Origin of the sequence: Weissella confusa (assembly GCF_004766315.1) — a bacterium.
In the GTDB taxonomy this organism is placed as follows: Bacteria; Bacillota; Bacilli; order Lactobacillales; family Lactobacillaceae; genus Weissella; species Weissella confusa_A.
Map to the genome: position 1 here is coordinate 1 of NZ_PVSN01000019.1, position 24,624 is coordinate 24,624.

Annotated in this window: 24 protein-coding genes; 22 read left to right on the top strand and 2 right to left on the bottom strand. The window is 46.5% G+C overall.

Annotated elements, in window-relative coordinates; all coding sequences use genetic code 11:
- Nucleotides 1–143, bottom strand: a 143-nt coding sequence (locus C6P11_RS02745) for a helix-turn-helix domain-containing protein (protein WP_135518151.1), incomplete at its 3' end; no start/stop codon positions are given.
- 364 nt (nt 144–507) lie between these two features.
- Here C6P11_RS02745 and C6P11_RS02750 point away from each other — a divergent pair.
- The 22 genes from C6P11_RS02750 to phoU all read left to right on the top strand — a co-directional run bounded on the left by C6P11_RS02750 (nt 508) and on the right by phoU (nt 21,568).
- Entirely contained in the window at nt 508–1,665 is a 1,158-nt protein-coding gene (locus C6P11_RS02750) for an isochorismate synthase (RefSeq protein WP_135518390.1), read from the top strand.
- The gene (gene menD / locus C6P11_RS02755; protein ID WP_135518392.1) at nt 1,662–3,338 is read left to right on the top strand and encodes a 2-succinyl-5-enolpyruvyl-6-hydroxy-3-cyclohexene-1-carboxylic-acid synthase; all 1,677 of its coding nucleotides are present in this window, start codon (nt 1,662–1,664) and stop codon (nt 3,336–3,338) included. Before C6P11_RS02750 ends, menD begins: the two co-directional genes overlap by 4 nt.
- Nucleotides 3,331–4,140: a 2-succinyl-6-hydroxy-2,4-cyclohexadiene-1-carboxylate synthase gene (gene menH, locus C6P11_RS02760; protein ID WP_135518394.1), complete on the top strand. Its 810-nt coding sequence runs from the start codon at nt 3,331–3,333 to the stop codon at nt 4,138–4,140. Before menD ends, menH begins: the two co-directional genes overlap by 8 nt.
- Complete coding sequence (menC, locus tag C6P11_RS02765; RefSeq protein WP_245299743.1) at nt 4,130–5,239, top strand: o-succinylbenzoate synthase; 1,110 nt, start codon at nt 4,130–4,132, stop codon at nt 5,237–5,239. Before menH ends, menC begins: the two co-directional genes overlap by 11 nt.
- Nucleotides 5,240–5,359: 120 nt before the next feature.
- Nucleotides 5,360–6,445, top strand: coding sequence for a M24 family metallopeptidase (locus C6P11_RS02770; RefSeq protein ID WP_135518398.1), 1,086 nt, complete (start codon nt 5,360–5,362; stop codon nt 6,443–6,445).
- A gap of 1 nt (nt 6,446) precedes the next feature.
- Nucleotides 6,447–6,896 (top strand): phosphoesterase, encoded by a 450-nt coding sequence (locus tag C6P11_RS02775; protein ID WP_135518400.1) that lies wholly within the window; start codon nt 6,447–6,449, stop codon nt 6,894–6,896.
- 16 nt (nt 6,897–6,912) lie between these two features.
- Nucleotides 6,913–7,533, top strand: a complete 621-nt coding sequence (locus tag C6P11_RS02780) for a metallophosphoesterase family protein (protein ID WP_135518402.1) — start codon at nt 6,913–6,915, stop codon at nt 7,531–7,533.
- Nucleotides 7,534–7,538: 5 nt separating this feature from the next.
- Nucleotides 7,539–8,930: a bifunctional metallophosphatase/5'-nucleotidase gene (locus C6P11_RS02785; RefSeq protein WP_135518404.1), complete on the top strand. Its 1,392-nt coding sequence runs from the start codon at nt 7,539–7,541 to the stop codon at nt 8,928–8,930.
- 18 nt (nt 8,931–8,948) lie between these two features.
- A complete protein-coding gene (locus C6P11_RS02790; protein WP_135518406.1) occupies nt 8,949–9,584 on the top strand; it encodes a YutD family protein in 636 nt (211 codons plus the stop codon).
- Between the two features lie 12 nt (nt 9,585–9,596).
- On the top strand, nt 9,597–10,364 hold the full coding sequence (locus C6P11_RS02795) for a TIGR01457 family HAD-type hydrolase (protein ID WP_135518408.1): 768 nt from the start codon (nt 9,597–9,599) through the stop codon (nt 10,362–10,364).
- Nucleotides 10,365–10,589: 225 nt separating this feature from the next.
- Nucleotides 10,590–12,215, top strand: a complete 1,626-nt coding sequence (locus C6P11_RS02800; protein WP_135518410.1) for a peptide ABC transporter substrate-binding protein — start codon at nt 10,590–10,592, stop codon at nt 12,213–12,215.
- A 186-nt stretch (nt 12,216–12,401) separates the two neighbouring features.
- The gene (locus tag C6P11_RS02805) at nt 12,402–13,454 is read left to right on the top strand and encodes an oxidoreductase (RefSeq protein WP_135518412.1); all 1,053 of its coding nucleotides are present in this window, start codon (nt 12,402–12,404) and stop codon (nt 13,452–13,454) included.
- A 15-nt stretch (nt 13,455–13,469) separates the two neighbouring features.
- Nucleotides 13,470–14,390, top strand: coding sequence for a nucleoside hydrolase (locus C6P11_RS02810; protein WP_135518414.1), 921 nt, complete (start codon nt 13,470–13,472; stop codon nt 14,388–14,390).
- A gap of 91 nt (nt 14,391–14,481) precedes the next feature.
- On the top strand, nt 14,482–15,192 hold the full coding sequence (locus tag C6P11_RS02815; RefSeq protein WP_135518416.1) for a GntR family transcriptional regulator: 711 nt from the start codon (nt 14,482–14,484) through the stop codon (nt 15,190–15,192).
- Nucleotides 15,189–15,623: a hypothetical protein gene (locus tag C6P11_RS02820; RefSeq protein ID WP_135518418.1), complete on the top strand. Its 435-nt coding sequence runs from the start codon at nt 15,189–15,191 to the stop codon at nt 15,621–15,623. Before C6P11_RS02815 ends, C6P11_RS02820 begins: the two co-directional genes overlap by 4 nt.
- A 461-nt stretch (nt 15,624–16,084) precedes the next feature.
- A complete protein-coding gene (locus tag C6P11_RS02825) occupies nt 16,085–16,390 on the top strand; it encodes a hypothetical protein (RefSeq protein WP_135518420.1) in 306 nt (101 codons plus the stop codon).
- 140 nt (nt 16,391–16,530) lie between these two features.
- Nucleotides 16,531–17,403: a phosphate ABC transporter substrate-binding protein PstS family protein gene (locus C6P11_RS02830; RefSeq protein WP_135518422.1), complete on the top strand. Its 873-nt coding sequence runs from the start codon at nt 16,531–16,533 to the stop codon at nt 17,401–17,403.
- Nucleotides 17,404–17,416: 13 nt separating this feature from the next.
- Complete coding sequence (gene pstC, locus C6P11_RS02835) at nt 17,417–18,334, top strand: phosphate ABC transporter permease subunit PstC (protein WP_135518424.1); 918 nt, start codon at nt 17,417–17,419, stop codon at nt 18,332–18,334.
- Between the two features lies 1 nt (nt 18,335).
- Nucleotides 18,336–19,226 carry a phosphate ABC transporter permease PstA gene (pstA, locus tag C6P11_RS02840; protein ID WP_056973049.1) on the top strand — a complete coding sequence of 297 codons (891 nt, stop codon included), beginning with the start codon at nt 18,336–18,338 and terminating at the stop codon, nt 19,224–19,226.
- A 16-nt stretch (nt 19,227–19,242) separates the two neighbouring features.
- The gene (gene pstB, locus C6P11_RS02845; protein WP_135518426.1) at nt 19,243–20,067 is read left to right on the top strand and encodes a phosphate ABC transporter ATP-binding protein PstB; all 825 of its coding nucleotides are present in this window, start codon (nt 19,243–19,245) and stop codon (nt 20,065–20,067) included.
- Nucleotides 20,068–20,083: 16 nt separating this feature from the next.
- Complete coding sequence (gene pstB / locus C6P11_RS02850; RefSeq protein ID WP_135518428.1) at nt 20,084–20,842, top strand: phosphate ABC transporter ATP-binding protein PstB; 759 nt, start codon at nt 20,084–20,086, stop codon at nt 20,840–20,842.
- Nucleotides 20,843–20,893: 51 nt separating this feature from the next.
- Nucleotides 20,894–21,568: a phosphate signaling complex protein PhoU gene (gene phoU, locus C6P11_RS02855; protein ID WP_003608874.1), complete on the top strand. Its 675-nt coding sequence runs from the start codon at nt 20,894–20,896 to the stop codon at nt 21,566–21,568.
- Nucleotides 21,569–21,632: 64 nt separating this feature from the next.
- Here phoU and C6P11_RS02860 read toward each other — a convergent pair whose 3' ends face one another.
- Nucleotides 21,633–24,374 (bottom strand): MucBP domain-containing protein, encoded by a 2,742-nt coding sequence (locus C6P11_RS02860; RefSeq protein ID WP_135518430.1) that lies wholly within the window; start codon nt 24,372–24,374, stop codon nt 21,633–21,635.
- Nucleotides 24,375–24,624: the final 250 nt, after the last annotated feature.

The window sequence follows — 24,624 nt, forward strand, 5'->3', positions numbered from 1 at the left end:
CCAACACAGCGGGCAATCTCACGAGAGATTGTCGAAGCGCTTCTACCAATTTCTTTTGCAATGCTACGCATTGACAACCCTTCTCTGAGTAAAACTTCTATACGTCCGCGATCAAATGCGGTAAGCTGATGATAATGACTCATAATGTTTCCTCGCGTTCTGTATGTTCTAGACAAACTACATTTTACGCTGGTTCATTATGAGTCAGTTTTTATTTAGCTTAGTGTTGCACTTGAATTGTAAATTCAAGCGTTAAAAAATCCCGCCCATGCCGAGAGATGACAAAGGCGAGCTAATATGCAGCGTTCGATTTGAAAGGTAAATGCTGGATTACCAGCAAAAGTTGTGAGATTAATTGTGAGAAATCGATGCGATAAATCTGCATACTAATAGTATACTATGGACTTTGTTAAAAGTGTAACAAGTTAAATTAACACGCCATTGAAATGTGGCTCATATATGGGACAAACGAGTGCTATACTAATAGAACAGAAGTGAGGTATAAGCATGAGTTTTCCATCTGAAAAACAACTCCGTGATCGATTTGCGCAAGCTGAAAATGCGGTTTATTTTGCAACAGCGGATAAGCGTACACGCTATTATGGTTTCGGAATTGCAGAAGAATTAATTGGGGCATCATTCGAAGAAGTCGCAGACTGGGCGAAGCAACAACGCTATCCGGTCTTTGGTGGATTTGCATTCGATGACCAAAACGTAACAGAGAGCCAACTGATGAATGGCTATTTTGTGTTGCCAACGGTATTGTACGACATCACGGATCAATACTTGTGGGGACGTGAGACGAATCCATTTGGCGCACAGTATCACCAAGACCCAGTTGCGATTACAGCAACGACGGATGAAACGGATTGGCCTGAACGCGTGAACGATGCCATTCAGGATATGACTAATAATAAGGCGCACCAAAAGGTTGTGCTTGGTCGTCAACGCCAAGTAACGTTATCTGGTCACTTGAATTTGGCTCAGTTGTTGGCGGATTTGGCTGATCAGCAACCGAATAGTTATCACATGGTAATCAAGCGTGGGGATGAGGTGTTTATTTCAGCGACGCCTGAACGGTTGGCCAAAGTGAACCGTGGTCAATTCGAGACGGCCGGTGTGGCTGGCACAATTCGTCGTGGCACGACGGATGCTGAAGATGAGCAGCTAGCGGATGAACTGTTGCATGATGCGAAGAATTTGCAAGAGCACGCGTATGTCGTTGACACAATTGTTGACCGCCTCGCTGACGTGGCTGATTTAACTTTGCCAGATGGCCCACAAATTATGAAGAACCCGCAAGTACAACATTTGTACACACCAATTGCCGGAAAGTTACGTGATACTAACACGGTGTTGGCGTTGGCAGAACGTTTGCATCCAACCCCAGCCCTTGGTGGTAAGCCGGTTGACTGGGCTATGGCAACAATTGCGCAAATTGAACGTCAACCGCGTGGCTTATTTGCTGGCCCAGTTGGTGTTGTGAAGCCAAATGGGGACGGTGAAATGATTGTCGGCATTCGCTCAATGTGGGTGACTGGCACGCAAGCCAATCTCTTTGCCGGTGCGGGTATTTTGGCCGATTCAAATGCGGATTCAGAATATGCAGAAACTGGGTTGAAGATGCAACCAATGATGAACTTACTAGAAGGACAAGCGAAATGAATGAAATTTTGACCCGAAACATTAAGCACTTATTGACCAGCTTGGTTATCCAAGGTGTACATGACTTCGTGGTATCACCAGGTTCACGTACGACGCCATTCGCTTTGTTGCTTGCTGAAATGCAAGTTGTTCGTGATGACGTCCGTGTGACGGTGGATGTGGATGAGCGCTCAGCAGCTTTCTTTGCGCTCGGAATGGCCAAGGCAATGCACAAGCCAGTGGCTTTGTTAGCGACATCAGGAACGGCAACGGCCAATTACTTGCCAGCAATCATGGAAGCGCATATTTCACACGTGCCCTTGATTGCGTTGACGACTGATCGACCAGAAGAGTTACAAGAAATTGGCGCGCCACAAACGGTCAACCAAGCTAACATGTATGGCGACAACACAAAGGCATTTAGTGCGTTGCAAATGCAAGATGACCACACTGATGTGACAGCGTACATCGATTACCATGTCCAACAACTGGTTGCTACGGCGACAACTGCACCAGCTGGACCAGTTCAAATTAACTTGCCATTACGTAAGCCGTTGATGCCTGATTTAGGCGAAACGTGGCCAACGGTGACTGAACAAGTCATTACGGTTGGCACGATGCGTGCTGATGAGGCGACTGTTGCAATGCTTGCGAACAAGTTGCGCGATGAAAAGGCACTGATATTAGTGGGACCTGATGAGACAGGTTGGCAAGCTGAAAAGTTTGCAACCTTGGCTGTGCACTTCCAAACGCCGATGTTGGCAGATGTCTTGAGTAACGTGCGTCCAAGTGACGCAGCCATTAATGGTATTGATGCTTTGCTTGAAGCTGGTGCGCTTGATGACGCACTCGTACCTGATGTCGCTGTTCGCTTTGGTGGGACACCGGTTTCAGCCCGTGTTGTTGCTTGGCTACGTGACAAGCAAGTACAGGTGATTCAAGTCGGGGTTAACCATGCTGGTCACGACCACTCGCGCCAAACAACGACAACGTTGGCCATTGATGAAATGGCCTTGGTTGATGATTTGTTGGCGACCGATGGACGTACTGAGAACGACTACCTCACACAATGGCAATCGGTTAAGCAAACGCTGGCGACAGCAATTGCAACGACTGAAATGTCTGAAGTTGCCTTGCCTGGCGTGATGGCGGCTGTTCCAGCTGATAGCCAAGTGTTCATTGCGAACTCAATGCCAATTCGTGACATGGATAACTACTTTATGCCAGCTGCGAATGTGCATGTGATGGCAAACCGTGGGGCTAACGGCATTGATGGGACAGTCTCATCGGCCTTTGGTATGGCGATGACCGGCAAGCCAACGACATTCTTGACGGGTGATTTGACGCTCTTCCATGATATGAATGGGTTGATGATGGCTCATCAAGCCAACTTGGCGATGACGATTGTGGTTGTTAATAACAATGGTGGTGGGATCTTCTCGTTCTTGCCCCAAGCAGCGGCAAAGGATTACTTCGAGCCGATGTTCGGTACACCGCTGGCTTTGTCGGTTGAGAAGATTGCTGCCCTTTACGATGCGGACTATCACTTGGCAACGTCACAAGATGATTTGCGTGAGTTGCTTGCGCACCCTGCAACAACACTTCGTTTTATTGAAGTGCAAAGTACGCGTGCGCAAAACGTTGCCGAACACAATGCGGTGTTGGCGAAGATTCGTGAGGCGTTCAATGGATAAGCTGGTACTGGTAAACGATTATCCCTATCACGTGCGTATTGAAGGTGATGGTGCACCAACGTGGTTATTTTTCCACGGATTCATGGGGAGCTTTGCGGATTACGAACAAGTGCAACCAGGTAGTACGCGCGTTTACTTGGACCTATTAGGGTTTGGTGGACAAACACCGATTGTGTCAGCAGAGCGCTTTAATGCAACTAACCAAGCCCTTGATATCGTGGCCATCTTAGATACATTGGGTGTTGAAAAGGTGAACTTGGTGGGCTATTCAATGGGCGCACGTTTAGCGTTGGCCTTTGCACACCAATTTCCTGAACGACTCCAGCAATTGTTCTTAGAAAGCGGGACGGCGGGGATTGCAGACCAAACTGACCGTGAAGCACGTGTGGCAAGTGATGAGCAAAAGGCTGATCGAATTGAGCGCGAGGGTATGGACGCCTTTGTCGCTGACTGGGAAAAGCTGCCACTCTTCGCGAGTCAGCAAAATGCGTCCGCTGAACAACAAGCGTTTATGCACGAGCAACGTGTTAACCAAACGGCGACCAACGTGGCCAATTCGTTGCGCGGTTTTGGTACTGGCGCTATGCCTAACTATTGGCCAGAGTTGGCTAATTTGCAGGTGCCCGTGGTGCTAATTACTGGTAGTGATGATGCTAAGTTTACGGTGATTAACGACCAAATGGCCGAAGCATTACCGAGTGTCGCACGCATAGCAGTTGCCAATGCTGGGCATAATGTTCATTTTGAACAACCCACTACGGTAACGAACATACTAATGGAGTATGCTAACGATGCGGATTGAACAAATCGAACTACGCCCACTGACGTTGCGCTTGACCCAACCATTTAAAACCGCCCATGACGTAACATATAATCGCCCTCTAACGTTGATTGCCGTAACGGCGGATGGTGTGACTGGGTATGGGGATGTGCAATCGTTTATCGATCATGGCTACGCCCCGGAGTCACAAGCTGAGTCGCTTGCTGAAATCGAACGCCTTGTGTCTATGCTGTTAGGCGAAGATTTTGCAACGCCGGTAGATATGGCCAACTGGTTAGCTACGCATTCAAACCTATCATTTGCGAAAGCTGGTCTTGAAATGGCCTTTTATGATGCTTACGGCAAAGCAACGCACCAATCGTTGCAACAAATGATTGGTGGTACGGCATCTGAAATTGCGGTGGGCATTGCGATAGGCATTGCGGATACTGAGATGGCATTGATGACGTCAGTCGAGAATGCTGTGAACCAAGGCTACCGACGGATTAAGTTGAAGATTGATTCGCAAACGGATTTGGAAATGTTAAAAACGGTCATTAGTCAATTTCCAAATCAGCAATTTTCAGTTGATGCTAATGCGTCATGGCAACCAACTGATTTTGCCCGACTCCAGCAATTGGAAGGGGCGGGCATTTTCATGATTGAGCAACCGTTTGCAACTGACGCATGGCAGGCGCATCAGGAAGCACAAGCTAAGTTGCAAATGCACATCAGTTTGGATGAATCCTTGAATGATTTAGAGGATGTGAGGCGCGCAATAGTCGAGCAAACGGCGGATGCGTTTACAATCAAGCAAGCAAAAATCGGTGGGATTACAGCTGCAAAAACGGCCATTGAGCTGTCACTATCGGATAATAGATTGCCTTGGCTTGGCGGCATGCTAAGTTCTGGTTTAGGACGCGCGGTTGATGCGGCATTAGCCAGCTTGCCTGGAGCTAATGTGATTCCTAGCGATAATTCGCAGGCGGACCGTTACTTTGAGCAGGATATTATTTTGCATGCACCGATGTTAGATGCAGGTCAGTTGCCAGTGCCGACTGCACCAGGAATTGGTGTGACACTCGATTGGGACGCAATTAACAGTTTGCAAGCTCAACCAACGAAAATATTTAGAGCATAAGATTAAGCAGTTACTCAATTGAGTGACTGTTTTTTTGATTGCGCGAAAAGACAACACTTATCAGCCGTGACAGGTGGGATTTGCTATAATGGAAGCATTAAGAAAACGAGGAAAATAATCATGAACACACGAATTGAAAATGTCCGTCGCTTGTTCGAACCATTGGGGATTGATGGCTTGATCATCGCGAACGGTACAAACATGCGTTACTTGACTGGCTTCGAAGGCGGAACTGGGGATGGCTTGGTTTTGATTGGTCGTGAAAACGCCGCTTTGATTACCGATGCCCGTTACGAAGAAGAATACCGCGAACGCCTAGATGAGGGTGTTCAATTGTTGGTTACCCGTGACTACTGGGGTGTTGCGATGGCAGCAGCCAAGCGTTTTAAGATTGAAAACTTGGGCTTCGAAGATACGTTGCCATTCCGTGACTTCGATTACTTGGATGAAAACTTTGTCGGCGTTGATATCGCGCCCGTACCAGCTTTGCTTGAAGCAATTCGCGAAGTGAAGGATACTGATGAATTGGCTAAGTTGCGTCGTTCAGCTGAGGTTGCCGTTGAAGCGTTCAACGAGATGATTCCACAATTGCACATTGGTATGACGGAACGTCAAGTGGCCAACTTGCTTGATCGTATCATCAAGGAGAAGGGTGCTGATAAGCCGTCATTCGACACGATTGTCGCATCTGGTTACCGTGGTGCTTTGCCTCACGGAACATACTCAGATAAGGCTATCGAAGCTGGTGAATTGGTGACAATTGACTTTGGCTACTTTGTTGATGGTTACACGTCAGACATCACGCGTACGTTGGCATTTGGTGAGTTGGATGACGAGTCAAAGACTATTTATGATGTTGTCCTAAAGGCGCAACGTGCCACAATCGATGCCGTAAAGCCAGGTGTTGCAGATTCAGATTTGGATAAAGTTGCCCGCGACATTATCACAGAAGCTGGTTACGGTAAGGAATACAACCACTCAACGGGGCACGGTATTGGTTTGGACATTCACGAAGGCCCTGTTTTGTCAGCAAGTTCACCTGCCGAAGACATCGTTCGCGAAGGCATGTTGTTGACGATTGAGCCTGGTATTTACGTCGCTGGTAAGGGTGGCGTACGTATCGAAGATGATGTGATTGTCACGGCTGACGGGTTTGAGAATTTGACGGCGGGCATTCCAACTGACTTGATTGTGATTGATAAGTAAGATGGCATTAGAATACGTTGTTTATTATCGCGGTAATTTAGCAGCTGGGTTCGATTACATCTATGCCAAGCAGACTGACCAGCACGCCTTTTATTTGCGTGTGCCGGCTGAAATGAAGACGTTTGCTGAGATTACGGATGCCACGTTTGATTTTTCACGCACGAATGCAGATGAGATCATGGCTGATGATAAGCGTCGTCCGTTTGCGTCAATGTGGCAAGATGTCTCGTTCCAATGGCCAAATATTGAACGTCGACTAATGGAAATTTTGCCAACTTGGCAACCGGAATATCGTGGGGTTGTGACTGATAAAACTGATGAATGGGGTGTTCGCGTCAAGTTTGCCGAGCAACCAGATGAATTACGTTTTGTTGGGTACAATGATTTTCCGACAGATTTTGAGTTATTTGAGAAGTGGATTAAGAGTTATGAAGGCGGTCGACTCCGCTAATTGAGAGGCGAGAGAAATGGAATTTTTTACTTCAGATACGCATTTCTTCCATGAGGAACTATTGCAAAGCAACAATTTTGCACCACGTCCATTCGACTTTTTGGCCGATGAACACCCTGCAATGATTAAGGCATGGAATGATCGTGTTGGGGAAACAGACACCGTGTACCACTTGGGTGATATTGCGATGGTCAATCATGTACGACCTGCACGTAAGGGTCACGAAATGATTGCTGAAATTTTGGAACAATTGAACGGGCATATTGTGATTATCAAGGGAAACCACGATTCGCGTGCATTGTTCAAGTACTTGGCTGCCCACAACCCAGTGTTGTCTGATGGCAAGCCAAAGTATGAATTTGAGGATGTTGGTCGTATTATCAAGGCGAACCACCACCAATTTTTCTTGACGCACTACCCAATGATGTTTGGTCAAACGCCAAGTAGCATTAACTTGCACGGTCATATTCACCACACAATGGTACCAATTCCTGAAAACATCAATGTTGGTGTGGACAGTACTGATTTGGATTACCTGATGGCAGATGAACGTCCGGTCTGGAGTACGCCACTCAATTTCAATGAGATTGAGACGATTATTCAACGTAAGCACGATGATTTTGCAAAGCGGAGGTAAAACGTATGCAGGATAATATTTCAATTTTGCATACGGACGACATCCACTCGCATTTGGAGCACTGGCCACAAATCCGACGTTATTTGCAAACGCAGAAGCGTCATTTGATTCGTGAAGGTCGCAGTGTGTTGACCTTCGATATTGGGGATGCACTGGATCGTCAACACCCGCTAACGGAAGCGACGATGGGGCAAGCCAATGTCGCTTTGTTAAATGAAATTGGTTATGACGCAGTCACGATTGGTAATAATGAAGGACTGGGCTTGGCACATGATGATATGAATCATCTTTATGACCACGCCAATTTCCCAGTTGTGCTCGGTAATATTACGGACCGCCAGACTGGTGAAGTGCCAGACTGGGCAGTGACGCATAAAATCATTACGACATCTAAGGGGACACGTGTTGGGGTGCTTGGTTTGACGGCGCCATTCATTTTGACGTTCCCGTTGTTGGGGTGGATGCCTGAAAAGGTGACGGATGCACTTGATCGACTTGTGCCAGAACTAACTGACCAAGTTGATTTTATTGTGTTGCTCTCACACCTAGGTTTGCCAACTGATCGTTATTTGGCAACGCATTATCCTGATTTGAACGTCATCATTGGCGCACACACGCACCACTTGTTGGCGAACGGTGAGCAACATGGTGACACTATGCTAGCTGCTGCGGGGCGTTATGGTGACCATATTGGTCGCATCGATTTAACGATTGAAGATGGCCATATTTCAGCCATGCAGGCCACGACAGTCGTGACGGATGATTTGCCAACGTTGCCAGAAGATCGCGTCGAAATCGCAGGTTATCAAACGAGTGGTGAACAACAGCTCGCTAAGCGTGTGGTTGCTGAATTACCAACCACTTACACGAATGGTATTCAGGGTGAACATCGCTTGATTGACCTCGGCCTAGCAGCATTGAAGGAACGCACGCACACAGATATTGCGATGCTTTCAACGGGTTTGTTTTTGGCGGACTTGCCAGCCGGTATCGTAACGGCCAATGATTTGCATGCGTTGCTACCACACGCAGTGCACCCAATGCGTTCAACGTTAAAGGGGCGCGATTTGTGGCGCTTGGCGCATGAAGTTGAGAAGAACCGCAACTTCCTTCGACCTAACCGGCTACGAGGCATGGGCTTCCGTGGCGATACGTGGGGCGAAGTGGTTTGGTCTGGCTTGCGAATTGATTCGGATGGGGATGTGTTTATTTACGACCAGCCGATTGATTTAGACGCAACGTATACCATTGGGGCACTGGATCATTACATGTTTATTCCGTACTTCCCAACTTTGGAAATAGCGGGACAGAACGTGATGTCATATGATACAGTAATTCGAGAGGACTTTGCGGCATATCTTGCCGAAACGTTTTTACCAAATAAAGAAGAAAATTAATTAGGAAGGAGGCAAAACATGGATCGCGAACGCATGAAAGAACTTGCTGAAGAGCAATTTATGAAGCGACAAGAAGCCACGACAATTACGGCCGGTGAAGATAATATTATTTTCATTAATGAACGTAGTTACCGTTTGGTCGAAGATTATCGTGAAGCATACAATCAGCAAAAAATGGCGGCACGATTTAGCGACTTCCTAGAAAAGTATGATTTTCTGGTTGGTGACATCGCGGCTGATCAGCTACGTTTGCGTGGCTTTTACAAGGATGGCACGGCCGGTATTGCCCGTAGCAATCAAATTTCTGCACTACAAGATTACTTATATGAAGAAGTGAACTTTGGTGCACCATACTTTGTGCTTGAAAACCTTGAGCCACATGATGTACCTGAAGCTGAAGAAGAGCCGAATACGGCGCACCGCAAGCGTCGTCGTCAACGTCGTTCAACTGGCAATGGCGGTACTAACCCAAATGGTGGTCACCACAAGCCAAAGCCAAAGACGGCAGCGATTGCTGAGACAACTAAGCCAGCGCCGGGTAACGGCAAGGCTAAGCATGTAAAGGAACGCGCGAACACGGTTGAAACGAAGGGGCGTAAGAAGCGTCGTCGTTTCCAAATCCGTGAACGCCAAACAACGACTGAAAAGGGATAAGGAAATTAATTGATGACTTACGTAGGATATTTTATTGACTTAGATGGCACTATTTACCAAGGAACCAAGCAGTTTCCAGCTGGTAAGCGTTTCATCGAGCGCCTTGCTGCGTCTGATTCGCAATATTTGTTTGTCACGAATAATTCAACGAAGACACCAGCCGAAGTTGCTGAAAATCTAACGAATAATCACGACATTCCAACGACGGCCGACCAAGTCTACACAAGTGCAATGGCAACCGCCGACTACTTGGCAACGTTGCCAAATGTGAAGCGCGTCTTGATGATTGGTGAAATCGGGTTGCGTACGGCCTTGGAAGCTAAGGGCTTTGAGCTGGTTAACGAAGCGCCAGCTGATGCCGTTGCGATTGGGTTGGACCGTGAAATCAACTATGAAAAGTTGGTCCAAGCAACGTTGGCTATTCAAAATGGGGCCGCTTTTGTTGCGACGAACGTGGATACGAACTTGCCTAATGAACGTGGGATGTTGCCAGGCGCTGGTACGTTGGTTGCCGCGTTGCGTACGGCTGTTCAAAAGGATCCAGTAGTCGTTGGAAAGCCAGAAACCATTATTATGAATGGTGCTTTGGAACTAACTGGACTAACGGCAGATCAAGTTGTGATGGTTGGTGACAACTACAACACGGATATTCGTGCCGGTTTGAATGCTGGGATTGATACGTTGTTGGTTTACACCGGTGTTTCTACGAAGGAGCAAGTTGCTCAAGAAGCACAACAACCAACTCACGAAGTCGATTCATTGGATGATTGGACAATTTAATCTGATTAAAAAGCGAGCATTTTTGCTCGCTTTTTTTGTACATATTTAGCTTTTCAGAAAATAAAATTAAAACTTTCTAATTTTAGAAATTCCCAAACGCGGGCGTTTACGGCGTTCTTGATGTTAGGTTTATTAACATTAGAGAAAAATGGCATTGACACTTCTTTTTTCTTAGTTTATATTAATCCACATACTAAAAGTGCAAGAAACAGGGGAATGTGGGATATGAATAAATTGGTAAAGACATCAGTGCTACTCTCAACCGCAGTAATTTTGGGATCAGCAGTTGCACCATTGGCAGCAAACGCAGCAACGTATAAGACGATCAACTGGACAGAAACGGCTGACTTGGGAACCGCAGACCCATCAAAGGCAACCGCAGCAGTTGACTTCGATGCATTGCAGGCGATGGGTGACGGACTATACCGTAACGGTAAGGACAACAAGCCAGAGTTGGCATTGGCAGAATCAGTCCAAAAGTCAGATGATGGTTTGACGTATACATTTAAGTTGCGTCCGAACTTGAAGTGGGCCAACGGTGAGCCAATCACGGCACAAGATTTTGTGTACGGTTGGCAACGTACGAATGATCCAAAGACAGCTTCACAATATGCTTACTTGTTCTCAGGTATCAAGGGTGCCGATGACATCCAATCAGGTAAGGACAAGAATTTGAGCGACTTGGGTGTAAAGGCCGTTGATGACACGACGCTTGAAGTGACACTTGAAAAGCCAATGCCTCAACTTGAGTCAGTCTTGACGATGGCGCCATTCTACCCACAAAACCAAAAGTTTGTGGAGAAGGTTGGTAGCAAGTATGGTACGGCTGCTAAGTACACGTTGTCTTCAGGACCATACGTTTTGAAGGGCTGGACTGGTTCAAACAACAAGTATTCATTGGTTAAGAACAAGAACTACTGGGATGCTAAGGCTGTGAAGACGCCAGAAGTTGTCATCCAAACAGTTAAGGACCAAAACACGGGTTACAACTTGTACAAGGCTGGTAAGGTCGACTACACGAACTTGTCATCTGACCAAGTGCGCGCATCAGCAAAGCGTAAGGATTACAAGGTTATCCCAATGGCTTCAACGCTCTACTTGGAGTTCAACGAGAAGAAGGTTGCCGCTTTGAAGAACGTCAAGATTCGACAAGCGTTGTCATACGCAATCGATCGTAAGACGTTGTCAAACAAGATTTTGAAGGGTAACGCAACGCCAGCAAACACATTGACGGCTAAGAACTTGGCTAAGGATCCAAACACTGGTAAGGACTTTGCTGAGTCAGCTGCAGCTAAGGGTGCAATTGCTTACGATAAGACGAAGGCAAAGAAGTTGTTCGCCGAAGGTTTGAAGGAAGAAGGCAAGAAGAAGCTAAGCTTGCAATTGTTGACTGACGACACGGATAAGGCTAAGAACACGGCACAATTCTTGCAATCACAATTGCAAAACTTGTCAGGTTTGAAGGTCTCAATCAAGACGGTGCCATTCAAGCAACGTTTGGCTTTGTCAGAGGATAAGAACTTCGATTTGGTTATCTCAGCCTGGGGTGCTGACTACGGTGATCCATCAACGTTCTTGGACTTGTACACGTCTGATTCATCATTCAACAACGGTAGCTGGTCAGATGCCGACTACGACAATGCTGAAAAGGCTGCCAAGACAACTGATGTAAACGATGAAGCAAAGCGCTTCGATGATTACAAGACGGCTGAGCAAATCATTGAGAAGGAAGTCGGTGTCGCACCACTTTACTACCAATCATATGCAACGTTGTACCGTCAATCAGTTAAGGGTGTTGTATCAAACCCAACTGGTGCACCATTCGACTGGAAGTGGGCCTACAAGAAGTAAATAGTAACAAAACATTAAAGGGCGATGGCACAGTGAGGCTATTGCCCTTTTGTTATTTGGTGCCGAATGCACACCACCAAAATTCTTTTTGAACAAATTGTGAAATCGCTTGCACGCAAAACTGCAACCGCTTACAATAAACTTTGTTAATTAATGAGCAATAAAGTATCTTTTAGGAGTATTGATATGTCAGAAAAGTTGGTTATGGCCTTGGTTGGATTCGGTAACAGTGCAAACCGTTACCACTTGCCTTATTTGTTGGAAAATGAAAACGTTCAAATTAAGACGATTTACACGCCGTCTTTGAACAAGCGACCTGAAGATCAAGCTGCTTTGGAAGCACGTGGGATTGTCTTCACGGATGATTTGGATCAAGTGGTTAATGATTCAGAAATCCAATTTGTTTCTGTTATTACGCCAGCACCATCACACTTTGAATTGGCAAAGCGTTTGTTGGAAGCCGGTAAGAACGTGATGGTTGAAAAGCCATTCGTGACATCAGTTGCCGAGGGTAAGGAACTGATTGCATTGGCTAACGAAAAGGGATTGTTGATTACGCCATTCCAAAATCGTCGTTTCGATGGTGAGTTCATGGAGTTGCAATACATCTTGGACCACGGTTTCATTGGTAAGCCAATTGAATTCGAGTCACACTTCGATTACTTCCGTCCAGGGGCTGCTTCAAACCCAGGTACGCAAATTGATGGTGCCTTCTACGGCTACGGTGTCCACCCATTGGACCAAATCATCAAGTTGTGGGGTAAGCCAGAAGCGGTTGCGTACGACATTAAGTCAGTGACGAACCCTGAAGGTGTTGACGATAACTTTGAAGTTAACATGTACTACGGCAAGTTGCGTGCTAAGTTGAAGACGAGCTTCTTGGTTGCTGACCAATACCCTAAGTACATCTTGCACGGTACAAATGGTTCATTCATTAAGTACGGTATGGATGCACAAGAAAACGATATTTTGGCTGGTATCTCACCATCAGAGCCTAACTTCGGTGCTGACAACCCAGATAACTACGGCGTGATTAAGTACATCAACGCTTACGGTGATCCGGTTGAGCACAAGATGGAAACGCCACGTGGTAACTACGGTTTGATGTACCAAAACTGTGTGGATGTGATTTTGCACGGTGCTGAGAAGGAAGTTACCGACGAACAAATCTTGACGCAATTGGAAATTTTGGACGCTGGCTTCAAGGAGCAAGGTCCACACATCCAACACTTTGCCTAAAACGAGGACGACAGAATGATTAAGATGATTTTGGATTGTGACCCAGGTCACGAGGATTTCTTCGGGTTGATGTTGGCATTGGCGAACACGGACAAGGTGGAAATCAAGGCGGTTTCAACAACGGTTGCTTACCAAACAGTTGAAAACGTACAAAGGAATGCCATGAAGGCGTTGACGCTTTTGGGACGCACGGATATTCCAGTAGCCCACGGTGCAGCTAAGCCCTTGATTGAGCCATTCGGTCTTGCTGACAACTGGCGTGAGTTTACTGGCTTGGACGGAACTGAATTCCCAGAGCCTGGCTTCGTGCCTTCAGAACTAGCCGGTATCGACTTGATGGCCAAGACGTTGCGTGAGGCCGACGAGCCAATGGTTATTGGTATCAGTGGTCCTGTGACGAACGTGGCCTTGTTGTTGGCGGCACACCCAGAATTGCACAGCAAGATTGAAAAGATTGTGTTGATGGGTGGGGCAATTAACACGGGCAACCGTTACCCAGGCGTTGAATACAACTTCTCAATCGATCCAGACGCGGCTAAGATTATCGTGAACAGCGGTGTGCCGGTGGTAATGATTACGCGTGATTTGACTGAGCAAGGTGTGATTTCATCTGAGACAGTTGCAAAGATGCGTGCGATTGAAAACCCAGTGGCCCAAGCTGCGGCTGATTTGATGGAAAACTACGGTGACTTCAGCAATCCAGATGTACCGGTTGTTTTGAATGACCCCGAAGTGATTGCGTACTTGATTGATCCATCAATGTTTGCTGGTAAGGCATACTATGTTGATGTGGAAACACAAGGTCAATTGACGCGTGGTCGTTTGGTAGTTGACCAACACAACATGACAGGTAAGCCAGCCAATGCTGAGTTGATGACAACCCTTGATAACGATAAGTTTGTAGCGTTGATTTTGGACTCTTTGGCTAAGTATTAATCAATCATAGAGCGGGTGTTAACAGTTAGCACCTTGTCTAGAACATAGTCCCCCATTACCGTATAATCTGCGGTGTGGGGGACTTTTTACTATGGGAAAGTATGTGTTCGAAGAGATTTATAAAGAGCTACAAATGCAGATACGAAATGGGACGTATCAAAGTGGCATGCCATTGCCGAGTGAATCGGATTTGGGGATGCACTATGAATGTGGGCGTGAGACGATTCGGCGGGCGATGCGATTGTTGGAAATGGACGGCTTGATTATTCGGCGAAAGGGGCGAGTTGCGCAGGTTGCTGAGCAGCCGGTTTTCGCGGTGCCAGTTAGCGAATTGAAGCAATTATCGGAATGGCAAATCACGCATAATGCGTCGCTGACAGCCGAGCTTTGTTTAATTGATGAGTGCGAGATGCCGCTTGATATCATCACCTTGTTAAAGTTAGAACGCGTGAGCCTACCGACGATTCACGTCGGTGTTTTAAAGTTGCTTAACGGTCAACCAGTGGCGTTAGAAGAACATTTTGTGATGCCGAAATATGCGCCGAAGTTGAATGATTTAGTGACTGCGACAGCTATTGAACGCTTTTATCTTCGCTTTGGGATTCAAACTAGTCATGCAGTGCGACATATTGTCTTAGGAGTTGCGACGGATGCGCAGGCCAAGGTATTGAAAATCGCGCCTGGTTCGGCGGTGTTTATTCAGCAAGCGGTTTTGTTTGATCGTTGTTCGGAGATTATTCAAGTTCAGAAAAACATTTATGTGGGCGATGTCTGTCGCTTTGTTGAGGTGGGCAAGTCATGAAAACCATCCGTTTTAAAATGACGCCAACTGAAATTAAAGCTGGCCGCCAAAAAGTATTTTCGTGGCAAACCCAATCGCTACAAGCAACTTATCTAGCGGTGACTGAATGGTTGTGCCATGAAGCGGAGATTGAACAAGTCATTATCGTCAATGAAGGTTTGAAGGAACAGAACCGGGTTATTTGGCGACTGGTCACTGAAGTGTGGCCACATGCCTGGATGGTGCGACTGAACTTATCGGTGGCAATCGCTGGCCAGTTGCAAAAGGATTTGCTAGAAGACGCGGTTTGGACGCGCCGAACAGGCAATGCCATTTCCATTGCAGATGGTCCTGACCTGGCGTGTGGCTGGGAATTGTCGGTTGGTCAAGAACGCCTCTTGATTAAGCCAGCGCCAGGTGAAATCTGGTTGGCAGTCGAGGATATGAGGTGAGGCTGTCATTTGACGAGTTATGAACATCAATTGACCAACGGTGATTGGTTATCGGTCAGCATGTGTGTCTTGCGTGAGTTTGAGACTGGCCGGCCGATCGCTCGTCGTTTAACCATCGCTGGCACTGCTACGATGCAATTACAGGTGCCAGTAACCGATATTGATTACATCGAGACAAATGGGTTAGTGCATACAACTCATGACCATGGGGTGATTACGCATAAACCTATCAATGGACGTCCATTATCGGTCGTCCAATTTTTTTGGAGGGCCCGCGGTGTCGTTTTGATGTGTTGGCGAGTCAAAATCAGATACGTTGGCGTGAATTTTGGGAACAATTTCAGCTTAATGCGACGAAGGAATTTGGGTGGTTAAGAAATGCCCGCTGGACATTATATCGTTGTCGCCAAACGTTATCTGAGGAGGCTTTCTCACGACTGTTACACGGGGCACCGACAGATATGACGGGCGATTTTTATCAGTCGGTTCCGGATGGGGATGGCCCACATCGCATTAGTGGATTACTGAAATGGTTGTCTGGTGGTTACCTAAGCAACGGCCAGTTTGTTTTGCAAGGTGTACCCGCTAAACCCATTCTGGAACAATGGTGTTTTTCGTTAGTCGACGCGGAGGGTCATCGTTTAGATTTTGAAGTGGCAGCTGGTAAAATGCGAGTAAGGCCGACGCGTACAATGACTGTTAAGACAAACACATATGAAATTGTATGCCGGCGCCAAAAATACACGACTATTTGGAAAAGCTTATAAGTAGTAGAATAAGTATTCGAAGCGTAGAATTGAGTATATATATATTTATGTAAAGGAAACCTTTACAAAAATGTGGTGCGACATTTACATAGATTAGGGATAATAATTCTAGTAGCAGAAGATATTAGGAGGCGTTCGTTATGAAACGCAGTTGGTTGATAAGTGCCGCAATCGTATTGGTTGCGGGAGGCCTATTGACTTGGGGATACGCATCGCGCGAAACAAACAGTGGCGTGAATATCACGGCTGTTGGATCAACCGCATTGCAACCACTTGTTGAAGCCGCCGGAGAAGATTACGCCGGCAAGAACATGGGAGTTTTCGTTAACGTGCAAGGTGGTGGAACTGGTACCGGATTGGCGCAAGTTCAACAAGGCGCCGTTGACCTTGGAAACTCTGACATGTTCGCGGAAGAGAAGAATGGTATCGATGCTGACAAGCTGGTTGACCACAAGGTTGCCGTTGTTGGTATTGCCCCAATGATTAATAAAGAAGCAAACATTACGAATTTGACACAAAATCAATTGATCGACATCTTCACAAAGAAGGTCACGAATTGGAAGCAAGTTGGCGGTGCTGACTTGCCGATTGTTCTGGTTAACCGTGTTGCGGGATCTGGAACGCGTGCCACGTTTGAAAAGTGGGGCTTGAAGGGTGCTGAATCAGCAGATGCCCAAGAACAAGATTCTTCAGGTATGGTGCGTTCAATTGTTTCAACAACACCGGGTGCAGTTTCATATGCAGCCTTTGCCTACTTGGACGACACTGTTTCAGTGCCAACGTTGGATGGTGTTGCTGCCAATGACACGACAGTGAAGACTGGTAAGTGGCCAATTTGGTCATACGAACACATCTACACGAAGGGTAAGCCAAATAAGGAAGTGCAATCATTCTTGAATTACATTAATTCTGAGCACATCCAAAAGACGTTGGTTCCCCAATTGGGATACATTTCAATTCACGATATGAAGATCTCTCGTTCGATGGACGGAAAGATTACAGCTGTAAGTTAAGGAGTGTGGGAACATGGATGACATCCGTGAATCACTATTAAAGCAATCAGCAGCAACTCGTAAGGACCGTTTTGGTCGTTACTTGTCACTCGGCGCTTTGTTGCTGATTGTCGTTGTTGTGCTATCAATTTTCTGGTTCGTTGCCTCAAAGGGTTTGGCAACGTTCTTCGCTAACAAAGTAAATATTTGGGACTTCTTGACCGGTACCAAGTGGGCGCCAGGTCAAACCGATGCGAATGGTCACCCATACGTTGGGGCTGCCCCAATGATCGTTGGGTCATTCTTGGTAACGTTGATTTCAGCTTTGATTGCAACGCCATTTGCCATTGGAACGGCCGTCTTTATGACTGAAATCTCACCAAAGCGTGGGGCTAAGATTTTGGGACCAGTTACCGAATTGTTGGTAGGTATCCCATCTGTTGTTTATGGATTTATTGGATTGTCAGTAATCGTGCCAGTGATGCGTCACCTATTTGGTGGTTCAGGATTTGGAATTCTAGCCGGTGCGATGGTGCTGTTTGTCATGATTTTGCCAACGGTAACGTCAATGACGGTTGATACATTGAAGTCAGTGCCACGTTACTACCGCGAGTCATCATTGGCTTTGGGTGCGACGCGCTGGCAAATGATTTATAAGGTCATCTTGCGTGCGGCGACGCCAGGTATTTTGACAGCCGTTGTCTTCGGAATGGCACGTGCCTTCGGTGAAGCCTTGGCCGTACAAATGGTTGTTGGTAACGCCGCTTTGATGCCACAAAACTTGACATCGCCAGCCGCAACGTTGACGTCTGTTTTGACGCAAGGTATCGGAAACACGGTTATGGGATCACTTGAAAACAACGCTTTGTGGAGTTTGGCATTGATTCTATTGTTGATGTCATTGGTCTTCAACTCAGTTATCCGTGCTATTGCTAAGAAGGGAGCCATGTAATATGAACGCTAAGCAAGCGAATAAGATTGCCAGTGCTGTGCTTTATGCAATTGCCGGCTTCGTTATTTTGATTTTGGCTGCCTTGTTGGGTTACATCTTGTATCAAGGTGTCCCACACTTGTCATGGCACTTTTTGACGTCGCCAGCGACGGCCTTTACCGCCGGTGGTGGAATCGGTATTCAACTATTTAACTCATTGTACTTGTTGATTATTACGATGATTATCTCATTCCCAATTGCTTTGGGAGCGGGAATTTACTTGAACGAGTATGCTAACAAGAAGAGTCGTGTGACGTCTTTGATTCGCACGGCCATTGAAATTTTGTCATCATTGCCATCAGTTGTGGTTGGTTTGTTTGGTTTCTTGTTGTTCGTTGTGCAATTCAAGCTTGGCTTCTCAATTTTGTCAGGTGCGATTTCATTGACGTTCTTCAACTTGCCATTGCTAACACGTTCGGTTGAAGAGTCATTGCGTACGATTCCCGATTTGCAACGTGAGGCGGGTGCTGCGTTGGGATTGTCACGTTGGGAGACAGTTGGTCACGTTATTTTGCCAGCTGCGTTGCCATCAATCGTGACCGGTGTTGTTTTGTCAGCTGGACGTGTGTTCGGTGAAGCTGCCGCTTTGATTTACACGGCCGGACAATCAGCTCCAGCGTTGGACTTTACGGACTGGAACCCATTCAATGTTTCAAGTCCATTGAACATTATGCGTCCAGCCGAAACGTTGGCTGTTCACATTTGGAAGGTTAATTCAGAAGGTATCATGCCAGATGCGGCTGCCGTTTCTGCTGGTGCATCAGCTGTTTTGATCATTGCTGTCTTGTTATTCAACTTCTTTGCTCGTTACTTGAGTGGTGTGTTGTACAAGCGTTTGACGGCTACGAAGTAAGAAAGAGGACATTGTCATGGCTGAAGAGCAACATTTGATTTTTGATGAGGAGCAACCAGAGCGCTACGTCTACGACATGGACGAAGACAAGCACGAGGTCGCCCTCTCAACGAAGGACTTGCAAGTCTTCTACGGTGATAAGTTGGCCTTGCAAGATGCCGATTTGAAGTTTGAACGCTACAAGATTACATCATTGATTGGTGCATCTGGTTCAGGTAAGTCAACGTTCTTGCGTTCACTAAATCGTATGAACGATGACGTGGCGACGGTTAAGGGAAACATCATGTACCGCGATGTTGATATCAACTCAAAGGATGTCGACGTTTATGAAATGCGTAAGCACATCGGCATGGTGTTCCAACGTCCTAACCCATTTGCTAAGTCAATTTATGACAACATCACGTTTGCTTTGAAGCAACACGGCATGCGCGACAAGACGCAACTTGATGAAATTGTTGAGACGTCATTGAAGCAAGCTGCTTTGTGGGATGAAGTGAAGGATGATTTGAATAAGTCAGCTTTGTCACTATCAGGTGGACAACAACAACGTTTGGTTATTGCACGTGCGATTGCGATGAACCCAGATATCTTGTTGATGGACGAACCATCATCAGCGTTGGATCCAATTTCATCAGCGAAGATTGAAGATACGTTGATGCAGTTGAAGGAAAAGTACACGATTATTATCGTGACGCACAACATGCAACAAGCAGCTCGTATTTCAGATTACACAGCCTTCTTCAACATGGGAAAGGTTGTTGAATACGATTTGACTCGTAAGATTTTCACGCGTCCAAAGGTCCAATTGACAATTGACTACGTGAACGGAAACTTTGGTTAAGAGAGGCATAACTCAAATGGCAGAAAAAATTTTGACAACTGAAAACGTGCGTCTCTATTACGGTGAAAAGGAAGCCTTGCACGGCATTAACTTGGATTACGATAAGTACGGGATTACGGCATTGATTGGACCTTCTGGTTCAGGAAAGTCAACGTACTTGCGTGCCTTGAATCGTATGCACGATTTGACGGACAACGTGACGGTTAACGGCACGTTCTTGTTTAAGGGCCAAGATATTTACGCCCCAACAACTGACACAGTTGAATTGCGTAAGGACATCGGCATGGTGTTCCAACAACCAAACCCATTCCAATTCTCAATTTATGATAATGTCGCCTTTGGGTTGCGTATTTCAGGTGAAAAGAACAAGGCTGTTTTGGATGAGATGGTGGAAACATCATTGAAGCAAGCCGCTATCTGGAATGAAGTGAAGGATGACTTGCACAAGTCAGCGTTGTCACTATCAGGTGGACAACAACAACGTGTGTCAATTGCCCGTGCTTTGGCAACGTCACCAGAAATCTTGTTGTTGGATGAACCAACGGCCGCTTTGGACCCAGTTTCAGCCCACGCGGTTGAGAACACATTGATGCAATTGCGTGATAAGTTGACGATGATTATCGTGACGCACTCAATGGCACAAGCATCACGTATCTCAGACCGCACGGCGTTCTTTATGAATGGTGACTTGATTGAAGCTGACGATACAAAGAAGATGTTCTTGGATCCAGCTAAGAAGGAAACGCAAGACTACATCTCAGGTCGCTTCGGATAGTCTTGTGATATACTGAATTAACGAATTAACAGAAAAACGGGGAGATAGGGCATGCGTCAATATTTTGATGAAGAACTTGCAGACTTGGACACGTCATTTAAGGAGATGGGCTTGCTCGTTTCTGAGACGCTAGAAAACGCTGTACAAGCATTCTTGGATCACAACCGCCAAGCTGCACAAGAGATTATTGATGGCGACAAGGCAATCAACCAACGCGAAATCGCTTTGGAAAAGAAGACTTTCGAAATGATTGCTTTGTACCAACCAGTGACGACTGATTTGCGTGAAATTGTGACGGTTTTGAAGGCCGTTTCAGTTTTGGAGCGAATCGGTGACAACGCACGTAATATTGCGCTTTCAACGATTCACGTGAAGGGTAACAAGCGTGTGGCTGCAATTGAAGAAAAGGTCGGTATGACCGGTTCAACAGTTGCAAAGATGGTTTCTGATGTGTTGGATTACTACGTGAATGACGATGCTGTTTCAGCTGAAGCCATTGCACAAGTTGCTATGTCAGTATCAGATGTTACGGGTGAAATCCGTGAGATGGCCATCGATGCCATGAAGTCAGATCCAGAATTGGTCACTGCTTCAACTGATTACTTGGTTGTTGCTGGTTACTTGAAGCGTACGTCAGATTACGTGACGGACATCGCTGAGTGGATTATCTACAAGCGTACGGGTAAGATTGTTGAATTGAACCCAGGTATGTCATCATTTATCTAATTTGAATAGACAATAAAAGCACACCGCGGAAGTAATTCTGCGGTGTGCTTTTTGCATCTAATATTTACTTGTTGGTCTTGTGACGGCGCGTTGGTCGGAAGAACATGGCGAGCATGGCCATCAATCCAGCTACCAACAAACCGATAACTGACAAACTTGAACGAGCAGAAACACCTGTCTTAGGTAGCATTAATTTACCATCATTTGCTGGGGTAAGAACTGGCGTAGCAGCAGGCGTGTTGTCTGACTTGTTCGTTGTGATAACTGGTGCATCTTGCTTTGGCGCAAGTGGTGTTGTTGGCTCAGCGGGTGCTGGCACAACTGGTGTATCTGGTACCTTCGTGTAAACGACCGTGATATCACCGCCACCATCAGGAACAGTTACCTTTGTTACCTTGGTTGTGTAACCAGGGATAGTTGGTGTTGGTAGTTCTGTACCAGGCTTATCGGTGTAAGTGTTGTCTGTAGTTGTCTTCAAAGGATTACCATCAGGATCAACCGGTACGATTGTCCCTGTAGTGTCAGTCTTCTTGCTGACATCTTCACCGACAATTGGCATGTCTGTATCAGGCGTGTATTCAACCCAAATTGCTAGTGGGTTAACCGTCATGTCGACGCGAATATTGTTACCATCTGTTGTGACATAACCACCATCAACACCATCCTTATTGCGCGTGTAGTAAGGAATGTTTGGCAAATCGCTGACTGGCACATCAGTTTGACCATCCGTCCAAGGAACTTCAACGTCGTGTGATTGACCAGGAATTTCAACGCGGTTACCGTTCTTATCACGCGTGTATGGGTGAATCGTGACCGTCATGGTCTTCTTGGCGTAAACGAAAGTCAAATCCGTATCAGTACCAAAAGTACCGGTTTGCGTATCGTTACCCTTAACAGTGTAACCCTTGATTTGTGTGTAGGCTTCAGCCGTCATGGCATCCCCGGTCAAACCAGTCATCTTAACATCAGGCGCAATTGGGTTACCCTTTTCATCAACGTGGTGCACGGTGATGGTTTGCTCAGTAGGCACGTAATCAACCACAATGTTTGTGACATCGCCACCATCAGGGAATGTCACTGTGTGCGTTCCTGTTGTGGTCGTCTTGCCGTTGATGCGTGGTGTGTAACCAGGCTTGTTAGGCACCTCGAACGTAAAGTCGCCACCAGGCTCGCCAGTTTCTGAGCGTGCAGGTGGGTTTTCCAACGTGTGACCGTTAGTTACGTAGTCGACCGTGACCGTTGACTGCTTAGTAGCCGGCGTCAAATCAGGGTTCTTCGTTGGTTGCTCAGGCTCAGCAGGCGTAGGCGTAGGCGCTGCCGGCGTTTCAGGTTGAGCTGGTGTCGTAGGCTCTGAAGGCGTTGTTGGCTTCTCAGGCTCCGTTGGTGTTGCCGGTTCAGCTGGAACAACCGGCTGTGGCTTCTCACGGAAGTAGAATGTCACAACGCTGTCTTCAGCCTTGTACGTACCGTTAACGACCTTGTTTGTCGCGTCATAGTATGCCTTATCTGGATCAGTGTTTGTGGCTGCACCAGCGTATTCATACTTTGCAGCTTCATTGGTATCGGTCAACGTTGGGACACCAATTTTAAACGCCGTGTTGTAGTCACCAGTGAACTCAGACTTATCAATCTTCAAATACTGATCTGCAATTGGGTTGCCTTTTTCGTCAATGACTTGCGCCTTAACCGTTACCTTTTCAGTAAGTGGTGTGTAGACGAATGTGTACGTTGGTGTATCGTTATCGTCGAATGGCTTAAATGTTGGCACCTTCGTCACCTTGTAACCAGGGATAGTAGGTGGCGTGTAAGAAGGTGTGTCACCGTAATTTCCAGTAATCGTTTGATCACTACCAATTGGTGAACCATCTGGCGTGCGGAAGACAATCTTCGCACTCTCTTGGTTCTTCTTATACGTGTACGTCACCGTGTCTGGCTCGATGTTGTGGTTCGTTAGATACAACGTCGCATATGGCGCACCATAACGACTGATGTTGGCAAACGTACCATACGCACCAGGTGCAATTGGACCGTTTTCGCTAGGACGCAAAACAGGGCTAACGGGATCACCATCTTCATCAGTGATTTGTAGCGTCTCAGTTACAGAACCAGCTTCGTCGGTGATGGTCTTAGTTGAAATTGCCCATTGGTTACCGTAGTCATCGTAAAGTGGCTCTTTGGTAGTCGTGCCAACAACGTAGGTCGTCTTTTGATTTGAAACCGTACCTGATGCATTGATTGGCATGTCAACCAACGTGTAACCAGGAATCTTCTTGGCCGTTGTCGTGTAGTGTTGGCCGATGATGGCGTTGTTTTGCACAACGCTGGCCAAAATGTCATGACCGTTCGTGTCCTTGAAATATGTTGTTTGCGTCGTGCGAACCGGAATGTCCATTGAGGCGTTTGAACCGCCATTGTAAAGAACCACTTCACCATTCTTCACTTGGACTTGATAGTTGACGCCGCGGTCGCCACGCAAAGTTTGCGTCCCATCACCGTTGAAGGTCAATTGCGTCTTTGTTCCGTACGCACTCACGTATGTCGCATGGACTTCTGGATTTTTCAAGCCGGCATTGATGTCGGCCGTGTTAACTGAAAAATACCAGTTTCCACTTGGTACCAACCACTTTTGGTCGGCAGATGTCTGCTTATCAAATGTTAAAAAGCCGTTTGCAACATCAACCGTTGAAACTGGCGTAGAAACGGAAAATCCGTCGGCAGCCGAAACAACGATTGGTGATGTTAAGGTCATCGCACTTAGTACGACGGCGCTTAGCAACAAACGACGTGACGTCTTTGATGTACTCATTATGTATAACAACCCCTAACTTCTCTTTGCTTACCTAATGTAATAAACAAAAGTAAGCAATATCCAGTTTAAGCTTTTTTAATGTAAGCGAGCACGGGGGTTTTGAAAACGTGTATCAAAAACGGGACAATTCGTCGAATGGGCTCCGGAAACCCGCGTTATCACAGGCTTTTTCAAAAATGACAGACTTTCATGAAAGGTGTGTCATATTTGGGACACCAAGGTGACAGCCGTAACGGCCACCGCTTCT

Bases quoted from the DNA above. Each gene is read 5' to 3' on its own strand.
- C6P11_RS02825 (WP_135518420.1), top strand. From the start codon at position 16,085: ATGACGGGCGATTTTTATCAGTCGGTTCCGGATGGGGATGGCCCACAT.
- phoU (WP_003608874.1), top strand. From the start codon at position 20,894: ATGCGTCAATATTTTGATGAAGAACTTGCAGACTTGGACACGTCATTT.
- pstB (WP_135518426.1), top strand. From the start codon at position 19,243: ATGGCTGAAGAGCAACATTTGATTTTTGATGAGGAGCAACCAGAGCGC.
- menH (WP_135518394.1), top strand. From the start codon at position 3,331: ATGGATAAGCTGGTACTGGTAAACGATTATCCCTATCACGTGCGTATT.
- C6P11_RS02810 (WP_135518414.1), top strand. From the start codon at position 13,470: ATGATTAAGATGATTTTGGATTGTGACCCAGGTCACGAGGATTTCTTC.
- C6P11_RS02770 (WP_135518398.1), top strand. From the start codon at position 5,360: ATGAACACACGAATTGAAAATGTCCGTCGCTTGTTCGAACCATTGGGG.
- pstC (WP_135518424.1), top strand. From the start codon at position 17,417: ATGGATGACATCCGTGAATCACTATTAAAGCAATCAGCAGCAACTCGT.
- C6P11_RS02795 (WP_135518408.1), top strand. From the start codon at position 9,597: ATGACTTACGTAGGATATTTTATTGACTTAGATGGCACTATTTACCAA.
- C6P11_RS02805 (WP_135518412.1), top strand. From the start codon at position 12,402: ATGTCAGAAAAGTTGGTTATGGCCTTGGTTGGATTCGGTAACAGTGCA.
- menC (WP_245299743.1), top strand. From the start codon at position 4,130: ATGCGGATTGAACAAATCGAACTACGCCCACTGACGTTGCGCTTGACC.
- C6P11_RS02790 (WP_135518406.1), top strand. From the start codon at position 8,949: ATGGATCGCGAACGCATGAAAGAACTTGCTGAAGAGCAATTTATGAAG.
- pstB (WP_135518428.1), top strand. From the start codon at position 20,084: ATGGCAGAAAAAATTTTGACAACTGAAAACGTGCGTCTCTATTACGGT.
- C6P11_RS02780 (WP_135518402.1), top strand. From the start codon at position 6,913: ATGGAATTTTTTACTTCAGATACGCATTTCTTCCATGAGGAACTATTG.
- C6P11_RS02775 (WP_135518400.1), top strand. From the start codon at position 6,447: ATGGCATTAGAATACGTTGTTTATTATCGCGGTAATTTAGCAGCTGGG.
- C6P11_RS02860 (WP_135518430.1), bottom strand. From the start codon at position 24,374: ATGAGTACATCAAAGACGTCACGTCGTTTGTTGCTAAGCGCCGTCGTA.
- C6P11_RS02785 (WP_135518404.1), top strand. From the start codon at position 7,539: ATGCAGGATAATATTTCAATTTTGCATACGGACGACATCCACTCGCAT.
- C6P11_RS02820 (WP_135518418.1), top strand. From the start codon at position 15,189: ATGAAAACCATCCGTTTTAAAATGACGCCAACTGAAATTAAAGCTGGC.
- menD (WP_135518392.1), top strand. From the start codon at position 1,662: ATGAATGAAATTTTGACCCGAAACATTAAGCACTTATTGACCAGCTTG.
- C6P11_RS02830 (WP_135518422.1), top strand. From the start codon at position 16,531: ATGAAACGCAGTTGGTTGATAAGTGCCGCAATCGTATTGGTTGCGGGA.
- C6P11_RS02750 (WP_135518390.1), top strand. From the start codon at position 508: ATGAGTTTTCCATCTGAAAAACAACTCCGTGATCGATTTGCGCAAGCT.
- C6P11_RS02800 (WP_135518410.1), top strand. From the start codon at position 10,590: ATGAATAAATTGGTAAAGACATCAGTGCTACTCTCAACCGCAGTAATT.
- C6P11_RS02815 (WP_135518416.1), top strand. From the start codon at position 14,482: ATGGGAAAGTATGTGTTCGAAGAGATTTATAAAGAGCTACAAATGCAG.
- pstA (WP_056973049.1), top strand. From the start codon at position 18,336: ATGAACGCTAAGCAAGCGAATAAGATTGCCAGTGCTGTGCTTTATGCA.